The 16,155-nt window shown below is 71.4% G+C and carries 17 protein-coding genes; 12 read left to right on the top strand and 5 right to left on the bottom strand.

The genetic code is table 11. The features are described 5' to 3' along the window. Positions 1-44 precede the first annotated feature (44 nt). The 5 genes from ACQEVC_RS08630 (at position 45) to ACQEVC_RS08610 (ending at position 5,689) form a co-directional block, all read left to right on the top strand. On the top strand, positions 45-653 hold the full coding sequence (locus ACQEVC_RS08630) for a TetR/AcrR family transcriptional regulator (RefSeq protein ID WP_432891177.1): 609 nt from the start codon (positions 45-47) through the stop codon (positions 651-653). Positions 654-810: 157 nt separating this feature from the next. Continuing rightward, positions 811-2,187, top strand: a complete 1,377-nt coding sequence (locus ACQEVC_RS08625) for an acetyl-CoA carboxylase biotin carboxylase subunit (RefSeq protein WP_432874896.1) — start codon at positions 811-813, stop codon at positions 2,185-2,187. A gap of 87 nt (positions 2,188-2,274) precedes the next feature. Beyond that, positions 2,275-3,174, top strand: a complete 900-nt coding sequence (locus tag ACQEVC_RS08620) for a hydroxymethylglutaryl-CoA lyase (RefSeq protein ID WP_432891174.1) — start codon at positions 2,275-2,277, stop codon at positions 3,172-3,174. A gap of 177 nt (positions 3,175-3,351) precedes the next feature. After that, complete coding sequence (locus ACQEVC_RS08615) at positions 3,352-4,914, top strand: alpha/beta fold hydrolase (RefSeq protein WP_432874894.1); 1,563 nt, start codon at positions 3,352-3,354, stop codon at positions 4,912-4,914. A 127-nt stretch (positions 4,915-5,041) separates the two neighbouring features. Further along, positions 5,042-5,689, top strand: a complete 648-nt coding sequence (locus ACQEVC_RS08610; RefSeq protein ID WP_432874891.1) for an MBL fold metallo-hydrolase — start codon at positions 5,042-5,044, stop codon at positions 5,687-5,689. 287 nt (positions 5,690-5,976) lie between these two features. Here the strand turns inward: ACQEVC_RS08610 and ACQEVC_RS08605 are convergent, their stop codons facing one another. Further along, the gene (locus tag ACQEVC_RS08605; RefSeq protein ID WP_432874889.1) at positions 5,977-6,552 is read right to left on the bottom strand and encodes a snapalysin family zinc-dependent metalloprotease; all 576 of its coding nucleotides are present in this window, start codon (positions 6,550-6,552) and stop codon (positions 5,977-5,979) included. Between the two features lie 206 nt (positions 6,553-6,758). Here ACQEVC_RS08605 and ACQEVC_RS08600 point away from each other — a divergent pair, with 206 nt between their 5' ends. Both ACQEVC_RS08600 and ACQEVC_RS08595 read left to right on the top strand, forming a co-directional pair. Then, positions 6,759-8,291 (top strand): acyl-CoA carboxylase subunit beta, encoded by a 1,533-nt coding sequence (locus tag ACQEVC_RS08600; RefSeq protein ID WP_432874886.1) that lies wholly within the window; start codon positions 6,759-6,761, stop codon positions 8,289-8,291. 116 nt (positions 8,292-8,407) lie between these two features. Next, positions 8,408-9,556 carry an acyl-CoA dehydrogenase family protein gene (locus tag ACQEVC_RS08595; protein ID WP_432874884.1) on the top strand — a complete coding sequence of 383 codons (1,149 nt, stop codon included), beginning with the start codon at positions 8,408-8,410 and terminating at the stop codon, positions 9,554-9,556. 97 nt (positions 9,557-9,653) lie between these two features. On the opposite strand, the gene ACQEVC_RS08590 is transcribed toward ACQEVC_RS08595, so the two are convergent. Further along, positions 9,654-10,205, bottom strand: a complete 552-nt coding sequence (locus tag ACQEVC_RS08590) for a DUF1697 domain-containing protein (protein ID WP_432874882.1) — start codon at positions 10,203-10,205, stop codon at positions 9,654-9,656. Positions 10,206-10,314: 109 nt separating this feature from the next. Here ACQEVC_RS08590 and ACQEVC_RS08585 point away from each other — a divergent pair, with 109 nt between their 5' ends. Next, on the top strand, positions 10,315-11,067 hold the full coding sequence (locus tag ACQEVC_RS08585) for a GNAT family N-acetyltransferase (protein WP_432874879.1): 753 nt from the start codon (positions 10,315-10,317) through the stop codon (positions 11,065-11,067). Between the two features lie 27 nt (positions 11,068-11,094). On the opposite strand, the gene ACQEVC_RS08580 is transcribed toward ACQEVC_RS08585, so the two are convergent. After that, entirely contained in the window at positions 11,095-12,336 is a 1,242-nt protein-coding gene (locus ACQEVC_RS08580; protein WP_432874876.1) for a D-alanyl-D-alanine carboxypeptidase family protein, read from the bottom strand. A 111-nt stretch (positions 12,337-12,447) separates the two neighbouring features. Between ACQEVC_RS08580 and ACQEVC_RS08575 the strand changes: the two genes are divergently transcribed. Both ACQEVC_RS08575 and ACQEVC_RS08570 read left to right on the top strand, forming a co-directional pair. After that, a complete protein-coding gene (locus ACQEVC_RS08575; RefSeq protein WP_432874873.1) occupies positions 12,448-12,738 on the top strand; it encodes a hypothetical protein in 291 nt (96 codons plus the stop codon). Further along, positions 12,735-13,136, top strand: coding sequence for a hypothetical protein (locus tag ACQEVC_RS08570; protein WP_432874871.1), 402 nt, complete (start codon positions 12,735-12,737; stop codon positions 13,134-13,136). The genes ACQEVC_RS08575 and ACQEVC_RS08570 overlap by 4 nt, the downstream gene beginning before the upstream one ends. 56 nt (positions 13,137-13,192) lie before the next feature. Here ACQEVC_RS08570 and ACQEVC_RS08565 read toward each other — a convergent pair whose 3' ends face one another. Further along, a complete protein-coding gene (locus tag ACQEVC_RS08565; RefSeq protein WP_432874869.1) occupies positions 13,193-13,660 on the bottom strand; it encodes a hypothetical protein in 468 nt (155 codons plus the stop codon). A gap of 175 nt (positions 13,661-13,835) precedes the next feature. Between ACQEVC_RS08565 and ACQEVC_RS08560 the strand changes: the two genes are divergently transcribed. Beyond that, complete coding sequence (locus ACQEVC_RS08560; RefSeq protein WP_432874866.1) at positions 13,836-14,633, top strand: helix-turn-helix domain-containing protein; 798 nt, start codon at positions 13,836-13,838, stop codon at positions 14,631-14,633. Next, positions 14,624-14,809 (top strand): DUF397 domain-containing protein, encoded by a 186-nt coding sequence (locus ACQEVC_RS08555; RefSeq protein ID WP_432874863.1) that lies wholly within the window; start codon positions 14,624-14,626, stop codon positions 14,807-14,809. Before ACQEVC_RS08560 ends, ACQEVC_RS08555 begins: the two co-directional genes overlap by 10 nt. Positions 14,810-14,828: 19 nt before the next feature. Here ACQEVC_RS08555 and ACQEVC_RS08550 read toward each other — a convergent pair whose 3' ends face one another. Further along, entirely contained in the window at positions 14,829-16,139 is a 1,311-nt protein-coding gene (locus tag ACQEVC_RS08550; RefSeq protein WP_432874860.1) for a multidrug effflux MFS transporter, read from the bottom strand. Between the last annotated feature and the right edge of the window lie 16 nt (positions 16,140-16,155).

Here is a 16,155-nt window from a genome sequence, read left to right as displayed (position 1 = left end):
TGACAGCTGACTAGGCTGGTCGGGTGACGGTGGAGGAGCAGGTGATGGCGACGGAGGCCGGCGCGCCCGCCAGCGGCGTGCGGCGACGGCGGTCCCGGCGCGAGGAGATTCTGGAGATTGCGGTCGGCCTCTTCGCGGCCCGCGGCTATCACGGAGTCTCGATGGACGACATCGGGTCGGCCGCCGGGGTCACCGGCCCGGCGCTTTACCACCACTTCGCCGGCAAGGAGGCGATGCTCATCGCCGCGCTGATGCCGGTGAGTGACGGGCTGCTGGCCGGCGGCCGGCAGCGGGTCGCGGAGCATCCGGAGAACTTCCGGGCAGCCCTCGAATCCCTGATCGACTTCCATGTCGAGTTCGCCCTGGCCAACCCGGCGGTCATCGCGCTGCACCTGCACGAGCTGGACCGGCTGCCGGAGGAGCCCCGCCGGCAGATCCGGCGACTCCAGCGGCTCTACGTCGAGGAGTGGGTGGGGGTGCTGACCGCGCTGCACCCGAAACTGTCGGCAGGCGAGGCGCGGGTGCTCGCCCATGCCGCGTTCGGCCTGATGAACTCCACGCCCTTCCTCGGCGGCGAGGTGGACCGCCAGCGCCGGGCGGCGCTGCTCCGAGCCGCTACCCTGGCTGCGCTGCTCGCCGACCCGGATGACTGAACCTTTCTCGACCTGAGCCGCGTGGCGCTCGGGCACCGCGTCCGCCCTGCGGTCCGCCGGACCGCACGGGGAGGTTGAAGAGGTTCACCGAGCCGGGCCGCGGACGGCCGTACAACGAGGTGCGGCCGCTTCGAGTACGGAGAGGTAGAACACGATCATGATCGAGTCCCTGCTCGTCGCGAACCGTGGCGAGATTGCCCGCCGGATCATCCGGACCGCCCGGCGACTCGGCGTACGGACTGTCGCGGTCTACTCCGAGGCAGATGCCGACCTGCCGTTCGTCCGCGAGGCCGACGAGGCGGTCTGTGTCGGCCCGCCGAACCCGGCGCAGAGCTACCGGAACGCCGAGGTGATCCTCGCCGCCGCCAAGTCGACCGGTGCGCAGGCGATCCACCCCGGGTACGGCTTCCTGTCGGAGAACGCGGACTTCGCCCGTACCGTCGAGGCGAACGGCCTGATCTGGGTCGGGCCCGGCGCCGACGCGATCACCGCGATGGGTGACAAGATCAATGCTCGTAACCTGATGGCCGCCGCGGGCGTGCCGGTGGCACCCGGCAGCACCGACCCGGCCGGCACGGTCGAGGCCGCGATCGCCGCCGCCGAGGAGATCGGCTTCCCGGTCATGGTCAAGGCCGCCGCCGGAGGCGGTGGGATGGGCATGGCGGCCGCCGCCGACGAGGCCAGCCTGCGCACCGAGTACGACAGGGTGCGCGCCTTCGCCGAGCGGATGTTCGGGGACGGCTCGGTGCTGATCGAGCGGTACTTCCCCCGGGTGCGGCACGTCGAGGTGCAGATCCTCGGCCTGGCCGACGGCCGGGTGGTGGCGCTCGGTGAGCGGGAGTGCTCGGTGCAGCGGCGCAACCAGAAGCTGGTCGAGGAGTCGCCGTCCCCGGCCGTCGACCCCGCGCTGCGGGAGCGGCTGCTGGCGGCGGCGGTCCGGGCCGGCGAGGCGGTCGGCTACCGCAACGCCGGCACCGTGGAGTGCCTGCTGGTCCCGCGCCAGCGGGACTCCCAAGGCGATGGCACCGACTCCGAAGAGTTCTTCTTCCTGGAGATGAACACCCGGCTCCAGGTCGAGCACCCGGTGACCGAGCTGGTCTACGGCGTCGACCTGGTCTCCGAGCAGCTCCGGGTGGCCGCCGGGCTGGCCCCGAACTTCGACCCGGACGCGCTCGCCCCGCGCGGGCACGCCATCGAGCTGCGGGTCAACGCCGAGGATCCGTTGCGGTTCATGCCGGGCCCGGGCGCGGTGACCGCGTGGACGGAGCCGACCGGCGAGGGGGTCCGGGTCGACTCCGGATACGCCCTCGGCACCACCGTCACGCCGTTCTACGACTCGCTGATGGCGAAGCTGATCGTGTACGGCGCCGACCGGGCCGAGGCGATCGACCGGGCCCGTACGGCGGTGGCCGGGTTCGAGATCGCCGGACCGAAGTGCAACCTGCCGTTCTTCGCCGAGCTGTTCGACAACGCCGAGTTCCTCGGCGGTGACTACGACACCGGCATCGTCGGCCGGATGCGGGCGAAGAAGTGACTGGCCGGATGGGACGCGGAGAAGTGCGCGGCCGGATGCGGGCGACGTGGTGAGTGGGTGGAACGAGGTGGCGGCATGACGAGCGACCTGCCGGGCGCGGTCTCGATCCGGGAGGTCGGACCGCGCGACGGCCTGCAGAACGAGGACCCGGTCCCGACCGACGGCAAGATACGCCTGCTGGACCTGCTCGGCAGCACCGGCGTACGCCGGATCGAGGCGGTCTCCTTCGTGCACCCGAAGGCGATCGCGCAGATGGCCGACGCCGACGAGGTGTGGGCGCGGGCGACGAGGGCACCGCAGGTGCGCTATTCGGCGCTGGTGCCGAACTCGAAGGGCGCCCAGCGGGCCCTGGCCGCCGGCTTCACCGAGATCGAGGTGGTGGTCTCGGCCAGCGACACCCACAACCGGCGCAACGTCAACCGCTCCACCGCCGAGTCGCTGGACGACATCGCCGGGCTGATCTCGCTGTTGCACGAGGCGGGGGCGACCGCCGAGGTGATCGTGGCGACCAGCTTCGGCTGCCCGTACGAGGGGGACGTCGACCCGGCCCGGGTGGCCGGCATCGTCGACCGGGTGGTGGCCGACGGGGCGGACCGGGTCGCCTTCGGTGACACCACCGGGATGGCGACCCCGCGCCGGGTCCGGGAACTGGTCACCGCGGTCCGGAACCGGCAGCCCGACATCCCGGTGCTGCTGCACTTCCACAACACCCGGGGTACGGCGCTGGCGAACCTGCTGACCGCGCTCGAACTCGGCGTCACCGAGTACGACGCCAGCGTCGGCGGGCTCGGCGGCTGCCCGTACGCGCCGGGGGCGAGCGGGAACGTGGCCACCGAGGAGGTGGTGCACATGCTGCACGACATGGGCATCGAGACCGGGGTCGACCTGGACGCACTGCTGGAGGCGGCGGCCTACGCCGAACAGCTCGTCGGCCGGGAGTTGCCGTCCGGGGTGCTCCGGGCCGGCCCGCGTACCCGGCTGGTCTGAGCCGGGCGGGTCGACACGGCGACCGGACGGGTGGCGAAACCTCCGCACCGAGGCATCCCCCCACATCCGAGGCGCATTGCTAGATTTGCATGAGTCATGTCGTTCACCTCGTCGAGGGGGCCTCGCGGAGACGCGGACGGTCAGGCCGCGTCGGTCACCGCGACGGATGGAGGATTCGTGCGGACCGCAAGCTTCCTGCTCAGCACCGCACTGGTCGTCACCACACTCGGGTCGCCCGTCGTCGTCGCGGACGTCGCGGCGGCAACCCCATCCACCGATCGGCCCGGCACGATCGACTGGTCGCCGTGTCCGGAGGACGAGACCGCCCAGTGCGGCACGCTCAGGGTGCCCCTCGACTGGTCGCGTCCGAAGGGACCGACGATCGAACTGGCGTTGGCCCGGCGCCCGGCCACCGATCCGCGCCGCCGGATCGGCTCGATGCAGATCAACCCGGGCGGCCCCGGCGGTTCCGGCAGGTTGATGGCCATTTTCGGGGCGGACCGGTTCGGCGAGGAGATCCGTAGCCGCTTCGACATCGTCGGCGTCGACCCGCGAGGCGTCGGTCTCAGCACCCCGATCCGTTGCTCCCAGGACCTGCTCGATCGGGAGCCGTCGTTCGTGATGCGCAGCCAGGCCGACTTCGACGCCCGGCTGGCCTTCAACGCCCGGCTGCGGGCGGACTGCCGGGCGCGCAGCGGCCCGATCGTCGACCATGCCGACATGCTCAGCGTGGTCCGCGACATGGATCACGTCCCGGCGGTGCTCGGCGACCGGCAACTCAGCTACTACGGCCTCTCCTACGGCTCGTTGAACGCCCAGCAGTACGCCGAACTCTTCCCCGACCGGGTACGCGCGATCGTCTCGGACAGCAATCTGGATCACAGCCTCGGCACGACCGGTTTCCTGGACGCCGGGACGGCCAGCGCCCAGGACTCCTTCGACGAGTTCGTGAGGTGGAGTGACCGGACGCCGGCCAGCCCGCTGCACGGCCGGGATGTTCGGGCCTTCTGGCACCGGCTGCTCGACCGGGTCGACCGGGGTGAGATCCCGTCCCCCTTCGTTCCGGACGTTCCACTGCGGGCGGAGATACTGATCTGGTTCGCCTTCCGCGCCTTCTACGGGCCGGAGTGGTCCTTTCTGGCGGACTTCCTCGTCGACCTCGATTCCGGGGACACGCAGCCGTGGGAGCCGGGCCCGGAACTGCCCGAGGAGGCCGAGTACCCGCAGGTCGCGATCTTCTGCAACGACTGGAGCCTGCCCGTGCGCGACTACCGGGAATGGGCCGGACACCTGCGCCGGGCGGAACGGATCGCGCCGGACATGCGCTACTCGCCGGCCGCCGCCGCCCTGACCGCGGCCTGTCTCGGCTCGCCCGCCCGGATCGCCAACCCGCAACACCCGCTCCGGATCCGTGACAGCGCCACCCCGCTGCTGGTCACGAACGCGCTGCACGACCCGGTGACCGGATACAACCAGGCGCTCGGGGTGGCCCGGCAGCTTGGTCGCGACGGGGTCCTGCTCACCTACGAGGGGTGGGGACACGGCGCGTACGGCCGCAGCGAGTGCACCGATGACGCCATCGAGCGGTATCTCGTCGACCGTACGCTCCCGGCAGGCGGGGCGCGCTGCCCGGCTGTCGAGCCACCCGCCGAGCCGGGGGCCACCCGACAGTCGGTCCGCCCGCCGACGACCGCGGACCGTCCCTTCCCGTACCGGACCATGCCCTGGTTGACCAGGTAGCCACCTTGGACACCGGCCCCTCCCGCAATTGCCGCGGCCCCTTCTCCGCGTGCTCTGGGAGGGGGCCACGCGGCAGACTGGCGGCGTAACGGAGGCAAGCACCGACAAACCGGGATAAGCTCGGCAAATGCGGTTGATCAAGTACACCCATGCCTGCGTACGCCTGGAGGCGGACGGGCGGTCGCTGGTGATCGATCCGGGCATGTGGACCGAGGCCGAGGCGCTGGACTCCGTCGACCACGTGCTGGTCACGCACGAGCACCCGGACCACCTGGACACCGAGCGGATCAGTGCGGCGGTGGCCACCAACCCGGCGCTGCGGATCTACACCCACGCCGACGTGGCCGGGCAACTGGCCGATCTCGGTCCGGCGGTGGTGCCGGTCGCCTCCGGCGACGAGTTCGACGCGGGCGGGTTCCGGGTGCAGGCGGTCGGTCGGGACCACGCCGAGATCTACCAGGGGTTGCCGGGAATTCCGAACCTCGGCTTCGTGGTCGACGTCGGCACGACGGGTGGCGGGCTCTACCACCCCGGCGACGCGTTCTTCGTACCGGACCTGCCGGTGGCGACGCTGCTGGTGCCGACCAGCGCGCCGTGGCTGAAGGTCGCCGAGTCGCTCGACTTCGTCCGGGCGGTCAAGCCCCGGCGGGCGTACTCGATCCACGACGCGGTGGTCAGCGAGCGCGGGGCGCCGATCGTGGACCGCTGGTTCGCGCAGAAGGCCGAGACGGAGTACGCCCGGATTCCGCCCGGCCAGTCGGTCACCTTCGACTGACCAGGTTTCGGGGGCGCCCTCAGTAGTGGCCCCGGCCGGCGCCGGGCATGCCTCCCTGCGGGCCACCGCCATCGACGCCGCCGGCAACTCCGTGGCGCAGACCGTGATCCAGGCGTACCGGCTGCACTGATTCGACGTCTCGTCCGGACGCGTCCGCCGTGCGGTCCGGACGAGACGCCGGGACCGCTACACCTCTTGGCCCGGTGTACGGCGTCGATGCGGGCACCTCGGGAGGGGCCGGCGAATCGCCGGCCCCTCCGTCATAGGCCCGTTTCTCCGCCGGCAGGTCAGCCGATCGGGGCGAGCATCGTCGCCGGCCAACTGTCCGGGAAGATCTGGCTGCCGACGTCGCCGGCGCGCTCCGGCCCGACCCGGGTACCGGCGAAGAGCTGGGTGACCCGGCTGGCCTCCGCGCTGCTCGGGTACGGGTTGGTGCAACCGGTGCCGGCACTGCCGCCCGACATCAGCAGCGCGCAGTTGCCGTTGTAGTTGTCCGGCAGCCCGAGGATGTGCCCGATCTCGTGGCTCATGATCCGCAACGGGCTGTACTGCTGCGCCTGCTGGGTGTCGATGTAGACCCGGCCGTTGCCGAGGCTGGTCCGCACGGCGTACGAGCCACCGCCGGTGATCGAGTAGATCCGCAGGTTCGAGCCGCAGTTGGCGGTGAGGGTCAGGTTCGACGTGGCGTTGTTCCAGATCGAGGCGGCCTGGTTCGCGACACTGACGAAACTGCCCGCCTGGCTGGTGTTGTAGCAGATGGTCATGGCGGCGGACGCGGGCGAGGGGTTGGCCAGCGTGACGCCGAGGGTGGCACCCGTGGTCGCGACGAACGCGACCAGTAGCCGGCTGATCCGTGAGGTCATGGCTCGCTCTCCGATCCGGTGGTCGACGGGAGGGGGTGCCAGCAGCCTAGTATAGACAAACGTCAATTACACCATCCTGTCCAGATACGTGGTCGTTCGTTATGGCAGTGGTCGAGTGGCCCGGACCGGCTCGGATGCAGTAGCCTAACGATCGTTCAGGTCGGTTGGCGCGGGACCGCAGGTCCCGGTGCGGCGAGGGGGTCGGCGTGACACTCGACGATGCGGCGCTGGAACAACTCGGCAAGCGGGTCCGGGCCGGCGGGGCGGAGAAATACCACGCCGCCAACGCGGCCAAGGGCAAGCTCTTCGCCCGGGAACGGATCGCGTTGCTGGTTGACGAGGGATCGTTCGTCGAGGACGGGCTCTACGCGAACGCGCTCGCCGACGGGCTACCCGCCGACGGCGTGGTCACCGGCCAGGCCAGCATCGACGGCCGGGCCGTCTGCCTGATGGCCAACGACTCCACGGTCAAGGCCGGGAGCTGGGGTGCCCGTACGGTGGAGAAGATCATCCGGATCATCGAGCGGGCGTACGCCAACGGCCAGCCGATGGTCTATCTGGTCGACTCGGCCGGTGCCCGGATCACCGACCAGGTGGACCTCTTCCCCGGCCGGCGCGGCGCCGGGAAGATCTTCTGGAACCAGGTCCGTGCCTCCGGCTCGATTCCGCAGGTCTGCGCGCTGTTCGGGCCGAGCGCGGCCGGCGGGGCCTACATCCCGGCGTTCTGTGACGTGGTGGCGATGGTGGACGGCAACGCCAGCATGTACCTCGGCTCCGACCGGATGGTCGAGATGGTCACCGGGGAGAAGACCACGCTGGAGGAGATGGGCGGGGCCCGGGTGCACTGCGCCGAGTCCGGCGTCGGGCACTTCCTCTGCAAGACCGAGGCGGACGCCCTCGACGTGGTCCGCCGCTACCTCTCCTACCTGCCGGCGAACTGGACGCAGTCGCCGCCGGCCGCGCCCGCCGTCGCCGCGCCGGACAAGGTCGACCTGGCCGCGCTGGTGCCGGCGAGCGAGCGGCAGGCGTTCGACATGCGCCGGTACGTCAAGGGACTGCTCGACGCCGACTCCTTCCTGGAGATCCAGGCGCTCTGGGCCAAGGAGCTGACCGTCGGCTTCGGCCGGCTCGACGGCCAGGTCGTCGGCGTGGTGGCGAACAACTCGATGTTCAAGGGCGGGGTGCTATTCGTCGACTCCGCCGACAAGGCGACCCGGTTCGTCCAGCTCTGCGACGCGTTCAACGTGCCGCTGCTCTTCCTCTCCGACGTGCCCGGGTTCATGGTCGGCACGGCGGTGGAGAAGCAGGGCATCATCCGGCACGGCGCCAAGATGATCACGGCGATCAGCGAGGCGACCGTACCGAAGATCTGCGTGGTGGTCCGCAAGGCGTACGGTGCCGGGCTCTACGCCATGGCCGGCCCCGGCTTCGAGCCGGACGCGACGATCGCGCTGCCCACCGCGAAGATCGCGGTGATGGGCGCCGAGGCGGCGGTGAACGCGGTCTACGCCAACAAGATCGCCGCGATCGGGGACCCGGACGAGCGGGCGGCCTTCGTCGCGGAGCGGCGCACCGCCTACGAGCAGGACATCGACGTCGTCCGGCTGGCCAGCGAGCTGGTCGTGGACGCGATCGTCGAACCGGCCGACCTGCGAACCGAGCTGATCCGGCGGTTCGCCGCCGCCCGAGGTAAGGACCGCACCTTCTCCCGGCGCCGGCACGGCGTCACGCCCGTCTAGGAACCGGCCCGGCGCTCCGACCGTTGAGGAGATCGGAACGCCCGGCCCGCCACCCGCAGCACCCCCGCCCGTCGCGCCACGAGCGTTCCCGGCGGACCGACCCGATGGAGGAACCCATGGACTTCCGGCTCAGCGAGGAGTACGAGGCGCTGCGATCGAGCGTGCGGTCCTTCGCCCGCGAGGTCGTCGCGCCGGCCATCGCCGACCACTACGAGCGGCACACCTTCCCGTACGAGATCGTCGCGCAGATGGGCAAGATGGGGCTGTTCGGCCTGCCGTTCCCGGAGGAGCACGGCGGGATGGGCGGCGACTACTTCGCGCTCTGCCTCGCCCTGGAAGAGATCGCCCGGGTCGACTCCAGCGTGGCGATCACGCTGGAGGCGGCGGTCTCGCTCGGCGCGATGCCGATCTACCGGTTCGGCACCGACGAGCAGCGCGCCCGCTGGCTGCCGAAGCTGGTCACCGGCGAGGCGCTGGCCGGGTTCGGGCTGACCGAGCCGGGCTTCGGCTCCGACGCGGGCGGCACGGCGACCCGGGCGGTGCTGGACGGCGACGAGTGGGTGATCAACGGCTCGAAGGCGTTCATCACCAACTCGGGTACCGAGATCACCACCCTGGTCACGGTCACCGCCGTCACCGGCACCAACCCGGACGGCTCCAAGGAACTCTCCACCATCATCGTGCCCTCCGGTACGCCGGGCTTCACCGTCGCGCCGGGCTATTCCAAGGTGGGCTGGTGCGCCTCGGACACCCACGAGCTGACCTTCGACGACTGCCGGGTGCCGGCGGAGAACCTGCTCGGCCAGCGCGGCCGGGGCTTCGCCCAGTTCCTGCGGATCCTCGACGAGGGGCGGATCGCGATCGCGGCGCTGGCGGTCGGCCTCGCCCAGGGCTGCGTCGACGAGTCCATCCGGTACGCCAAGGAGCGGCACGCCTTCGGCCGGCCGATCGCCAACTTCCAGGCCATCCAGTTCAAGATCGCTGACATGGAGCGGCGGGCGCACACCTCCCGGCTGGCGTACTACGACGCGGCGGCCCGGATGCTGGCCGGCGAGGACTTCAAGCGGCACGCGGCGATCGCCAAGCTGCACGCCAGCGAGTGCGCGGTGGACAACGCCCGGGAGGCGACCCAGATCCACGGCGGGTACGGCTTCATGAACGAGTTCGCCGTGGCCCGGTTCTGGCGCGACTCGAAGATCCTGGAGATCGGCGAGGGCACCTCCGAGGTGCAGCGCATGATCATCGCCCGCGACCTGGGGCTGTAGCCCGGAATGCTCCGGCCGGCCGACTCACGGCTTGTTCGGCCGGCCGGTCAACTCCGGGCACCTGCGTACCTGCCGGGTCACGGCAACCTGACCCGACTCAGTCGGTCGCGGTCAGCTCGGCCAGGGCCCTGACGGTCTTCCAGTTCCGGGTGGTCGAGGCGACGCCGAGCCGTTTCTCCAGGTAGGCGTTGCTGAACCTGCTGCGGCCGTACCCGTCCGGGTAGTGCAGGTAGAGGTCCCGGCCGGTACCGGCGACGGTGAACTCGGCGCTCTCGCCGCCCGGCACGGACAGCTCGGTCACCCGGTCGGCCTCCGGCGGCTCCGCCAGGAATGCCACCAGCAGCTTGACCTCGTCCGGCTGGGCGGGCGCGTACGGGTTGCCGCCGGTCAGCTCCGCCAACTCCGGGCCGGAGCGGACCATTACCGCCACGTCGATGGCCAACTGGTCGGCGAGGGCTCGCCGGAGGTCACCGGCCAGCCGTTCCGGACCGGCGCCGTTCCCGGCCCCGAAGACCACGTTGCCGCTCTGCAGGTAGGTCTTCACGTCGTCGTGGCCGAGGTCGGTGACGATCCGGCGCAGGTCGGCCATGCCGATCCGGTTGTGTGAACCGAGGTTGACGCCCCGCAGGAGTGCGGCGTAACGGCCCATCCCCGCCTCCTCGGTCGCTTGTTTCCGACGGTCAGCAGCGTATCCCGGTCGAAGGTGCCTGGAAGGAAATGGGACGCGCCCGACGATCGCCGTTGCGCATACTGCGCGGATGACGACGGAACCTGGTACCCGGCTGGCGGTCGTGGTCGGCGGGGACGACCCGGAGTTGTCCAAGCGGCTCAGCGCGGAGTTGACCGTGTTCAACAACCGGGCGACCGGAGCTGACGACGAGGCCGACCTCTCGGTCCGGGTGACCGACGAGGCGGGTGAGCTGGTCGGCGGTCTGACCGGCTGGACCTGGGGCGGCTGTGGCGGGATCAGCATGCTCTGGGTCCGCGAGGACCAGCGGCGGCACGGCTGGGGCGGCCGGCTGCTGCGGGCCGCCGAGGACGAGGCCCGGCGGCGCGGCTGCGACCGGATGATCGTCTCGTCGTTCGAGTTCCAGGCGCCGCCGTTCTACCGCCGGCACGGCTACGTCGAGGTCGGTCGCAGCGAGGGCTTTCCCGGCGGGTACTCCGACCTGCACTTCATCAAGCGGTTGGACGGCTCGGAGCCCCGCTCGCGGATCCGGGTGGTCGTGCTGCTCGACGTCCCCGAGGAGCACCTGAGCGCATTCGGCCGCTACGAGGAGCGGGTGCTGCCGCTGCTGGCCGAGCATGACGGCCGGCTGGAGCAACGACTGCGTACCGGGGACGGCCGGACCGAGGTGCACCTGCTGTCGTTCGCCGGGCGGGACGGCTACCAGTCCTATCTGGCCGATCCGCGCCGGGCGGCGTACCGGGACGAGGAGCTGCCGGGCGTCGAGCTGGCCGGCCGGGTCCTGGAGGTCTCCGAGGTCGGCCCGGTCCGTCCGACGCATTAGCCGGGCCCCGGGTCAGCGGCCGTCCCGTCAGCGGCCGTCCCGTCGGCGGGCGGCCCGGCGTCGCTGCCGGACCAGGAGCACGAGCAGGGTGCCGACCAGGAACACCGGGGCGACCGTGCCGAGCAGCCAGTCGGTGCGGAAGCCCCGGTCGGGACGCACCTGGGTGGCGCCGGCGGCCGGCGACGAGACCTGGTTGCCGGAGTCGGCCCGGCCCGGTGCGACGAGCTGGCCGACGGTCGCGTCGGCGGGCAGCCCGAATCCCCAGTCGAGCAGCGCCGCGCCCTGCTCCCAGCCGCGCAGCGGCTGCGACTCCGCGCCGAGCAGGGTGACCAGCAGGGTACGACCGTTGCGCTCGGCCGCCCCGACGAAGCTGTGCCGGGCCAGGTCGGTGTAGCCGGTCTTGCCGCCCAGCGCCCCGGGATAACGGTGCAGGAGCTGGTTGTCGTTCCAGATCGGGTACCCCTTGGTGTTGTTCGCCGCCTGGGCCGGCACCTGCGCCATCTTGGTCGCGGCGTACCGGCGGAAGTCGGGGTGCCCGAAGCAGGCGCGGGCGATCAGCGCCAGGTCGTAGGCGCTGGTGTACTGGCCGGGTCCGTCCAGCCCGGAGGGTGTGGCCGCATGCGTCTGGTGCGCACCGAGCCGGGCCGCCTCGGCGTTCATCGCCGCGACCCCGCCGGCCTGGCCAGCGGCGCCGCCGCCGAGCCGGGCCAGCACGTTCGCCGCGTCGTTGCCGGAGTTGAGCATCAGGCCGAGCCAGAGCGTCTCGACCGTGTACCGGCCGCCGCGTACCAGACCCACCGCCGAGCTGCCCGGCTCGAAGTCGAGGTCCGACTCGGTCACCTCGACGACCCGCTGCGGGTCGAGGTGTGGCAGTACCGCCGCCACCAGCAGCAGCTTCTGCACGCTCGCCGGCACGCCGTACTCGTGCGGGCCGCAGCCGCCGAGCACCGCGCCGCTGGCCAGGTCGGCGACCAGCCACGAGGTGGCGGTGACCTTGGGTGGCTCGGCGGCGCCGGACGGGGTGACCAGGCCGGCGGTTGCCAGCGCCGGGCCGCCGACCGCCGCCTTCGCCGGGTCGAGCGGTGGCGGCGCTGGCCGGGTCGGCCGGGCCACCGGCGGGCTCGGCGCCGGACAGGGCCGAGACGGCGTACCCGCTCGGGTCTGGGCCGGAGTCCTCGCCACCGCAGCTCCGGGCGCTCCGGCCATTGTCACCGACGGCAGCATCAGGAGAGCGCTGGCTACTCTGAGTGCAAACAACCCGCAGGCCATACTCCGGAGAGTAATCGTTGTCATCCGTACGGATGGCGGATTCGGATATCGGCGCCGCCGTGCCCGGCGAGCCGCTCCGGACGCCGGTATACCGTCGGTATACTTCCGCCCGTGGACACGACGATCAAGGTGGACGCGGTGGTCCGGGACCGGCTCGCCACGATCGCCCGGGAGCGGGGCATGACCGTGCGGGACCTGGTCGCCGAGCTGTCCAACGGCACACCCACCGCAGCCGAGCTGCGGGAACGCGCGGCCAGCGCGGCCCGATACCTGCGGTCGCGGATCGGTGTCGACCTCGACGGCGACGACGTCTCCGCCGGTGAAGACTTCTGGCGGGACGTCGAGTCGGGGGCCGTACCCACCACTCTCGACCCGGCCGGCTCCGACGAGCCGCGAGCGTGACCACTCCGCTCGCGGCGGTCGTCTTCGACCACACCGCCCTGCTCGCGCTCGGCGCCGGCCACCGGCTGCTCTCCGGGTTGGTCGCGGCGGCGCACCAGGAGGCGGGGCGGCACATCTACGTCCCCGCACTCTGCCTGGCCGCCGCCTCGGCCGACCGCCCGGCGCTCGGCGAACACGTCGGGGCGTTACCGGCGATGGAGGTCGTCGAACTCGGCTATTCGGCGGCGACCGCGGTCGGACGGCTCGTCTCCGGTGCCGTGGACTGGCGGGCCGCGCACGCGGTCGTCGTGGCGAGACCGGACGCGGAGTGGCCGACCGGCCGTTCGGTGCTCACCGGAAATCCCGACGTCTACCGGCGGCGAGGCCTGACCGCGATCGAGCTACCTCCGCCCCGCTGACAGTGATCCTTCGTGTCGGGGCGAGAAGGTGCTCGTCGGGTCGGCTGACTCAGCCGTCAGGCACGAGGGCGGACCCAGCCGAGAAAGCGGGCGTGCAGCGCCGCCGGGGCCGGTCCCGGATTCGGGTTGAGCCGGTGCAGGTCGGCGGTGGCGGCGTAGAGCGCCGAGCCGAGATAGACGTGTAGTCCCACCAGGTCCTCCCGATAGTCGGAGAGCAGCGTCAGTCGGGCAGTGGCACACGGCCACGGGTGCCCGCATCCCCGGCAGATCCAGAGTGGACGCAAAGGCAGGTGCCGCCAGGTGGGGCCCCGGTTCGTCGGGCGCTCACGCGGAAACCGGGGCGGCAGGTTCGCGCCGATCCGTGCCATCGGGTACGGCGGGACGAGCGGTGGCGGGTTGAACCGATCCGGGCACGGCCAGCGGTCGCCGCAGCGGCAGTGTCGCCACCACGGTCGCCGCCAGTCGCGCCGGTGCTGCGGGGCGTACCGGACGGGTTGGGGTTGCCCCCGAAGCAGTGACCACATCGGAGCGTTACCTCCCTGGGGCGGTCCGGGACGCCCACCCGGATCAGGTCCCGGTCTGCCGATGGGCGCGTTTCCGGTCCCCAGTCTCGTGACCGGGCCACTACTCTCGGAAGTGTTGCCCGGGCGACCCGAGCCGTTGTCCGGGGTCCACAATCCGCAGGTAAGGAGCCTGTCCGTGGCCGAACCGACGACACTGTTCGCCGGCGAGTTACGCCGGTTCCGTGGCATCGCCGGACTGTCCCAGGACGGTCTGGCACAGCGGATCAACTTCTCCTCGGCACTGATCGCCAAGATCGAGCTGTGCCAGCGCCGCCCGACCCGCGAGTTCGCCAAGCGCTGCGACAACGTACTGGAGACCGGCGGTCTCCTCGAACGCATCCAGGCAGTGATCGGTGTCGGGCCGGTCATGCCATGGTTCCGGGAGTGGACCATTCTCGAACAGGAGGCCGAAGCCATCCGTTCCTTCGAGTGGTCGGTGATCCCTGGCCTGTTGCAGACCGAGGCATACGCCCGCGCCCTGCTCAGTGGCGGCAGGATGTTCACGAACGCGGAGGTCGAGCAGCACGTAACCACCCGGATGGCCCGGCAGGAGATCCTCGCCCGGGAAAAGCCGCCGTTGTTCACCGCCGTCGTGGACGAACGAGTGCTCCGCCAGCCGATCGGTGGCCGTGAGGTCATGCGCGATCAGCTCCGGCACATCGTAAAGCTGTGCGCGGAACAGCCTCGGATACGGATCCAGGTGGTGCCTACCAGCGCGGGCGCCTACGTCGGCGTCAACGGCTCCTTCGTGATCGCGACGATGACGGGTGGCGACGATATCGGCTTTCTCGACGACCAGATCAACGGGCGGTTGATCGAGCGCGCCGACGAGGTGGCCAGGATCAACAAGATCTGGGAGATAATCCGGTGCGAGGCGCTGTCCCACCAGCAGTCCATCGAGATGATCCAGGAGGTGGCGGAGTCGTGGAGTTGAGTCGCGCGATCTGGCGGAAGAGCAGCCGCAGCAACGCCAACGCCGGCAACTGTGTGGAGGTGGCCGGGAATCTACCCGGGGTGGTCGGGGTGCGGGACAGCAAGGATCCGGCCGGGCCGGTGCTGGCGTTCGCGGACTCCGCGTGGGAGAGGTTCGTGCAGGCACTCAAGCGTTGAGCGTGATACCACCAGGTCATCACGATGCCGTGGTGGTATCACCACGAGGGTGAATATGCCTCGGCGCCTCGGTCTCGACCACCGGCCGGTCGCCCCGGGTGAGCAGCAGTGCGAGGCAGGCGACCGCGACGCAGACGGTCATGCCCAGGAACAGCGCTACGGCGTTGTCCCGCCCACCGAGCCCCATCAGCGGGGCCGCCACCGCCGCGAGTACGCCCTGGAGGGTGCCGAGCACCGCCGACCCGCTGCCGGCCGCCTTCGGTACGCGTTGGATCGCCAGCGCGGTGGCGTTCCCCATGATCATGCCCAGTCCGACGAAGAAGAGCAGCAGCGCGACCGCCACCGCCCGGTCAAGCTGACCGGCGAGGGTGACGGCGAGCAGGCCGCCGGTGGTGGCCAGCATGGTGGCCAGGCCGATCCGGAGCAGTACCGCCGGGGAGGCCCCCCGGCCGACGACCCGGGCGTTGACCGCGCTGCTCAGGGTGGCGATCAACGCACCGGCGGCGAAGGCGACGGCGGCCTGCCGGACGGAGAGCCCCAGGACGTACTGGAGGAAGAAGGGCGACGCGGCGATGTAGCAGAACAGGGCCGCGAACCCGAAGCCGAACGCGAAGATGTAGCCGAGATAGACCCGGTCGGTCAGCAACGAGCGCGCGGTGGCCAGGGTGGCGCGGAGCCCGCCGGCGTGCCGGCGGTCCGGCGGCAGACTCTCGGGTACGCCGACCAGCGCGACCAGCAGGGTGAGCAGCAGTCCGGCCGCGAGGGTGAACCACACCGCGCGCCAGCCGGCGGCACCGGTCACCACACCCCCGATCAGCGGTGCGGTGATCGGGGCGATGCCGCTGAGCGCCATCAGGATGCCGAACATCCGGGCGGCGGCAGGCCCCTGGGCGGTGTCGGAGATGACGGCCCGGCCGACCACCACCCCGGCGGCCGCGCTGAACCCCATCACGAACCGGAGCGCGGTCAACGTCTCCAGGGTGGGCGCGAAGGCGCAGGCGGCGGCGGAGGCCGCGCAGAGCGCCGTACCGGCGAGGATCAGCAGCCGGCGGCCGTACCGGTCGGAGAGCGGACCGAGCACGAGTTGACCGAGGGCCAGCCCGATCACGAAGGCGGTGAGGGTGAGCTGCACCCCGGAGGGGTCGGTGCGGAACTCGTCGGCGATCCGGGGGAAGGCCGGTAGGTACATGTCGATGCCCATCGGCGGCACGAAGGCCAGCAGTACGAGGGCGGGGAGCAGCAGCCGGCGCGGCCGGGTGGGCGGCTCGGCGGGCGGCTCGGGCGGCGAGGGCGGGCCGGACTTGTCGGTCTGGGAGGGGGCGGAAGTCACCACGGCAAGTTACTAT

The organism is Plantactinospora sp. CA-294935 (assembly GCF_050936445.1).
GTDB lineage: Bacteria > Actinomycetota > Actinomycetes > Mycobacteriales > Micromonosporaceae > Plantactinospora.
This window is presented reverse-complemented; position numbering and strand designations above follow the sequence as displayed.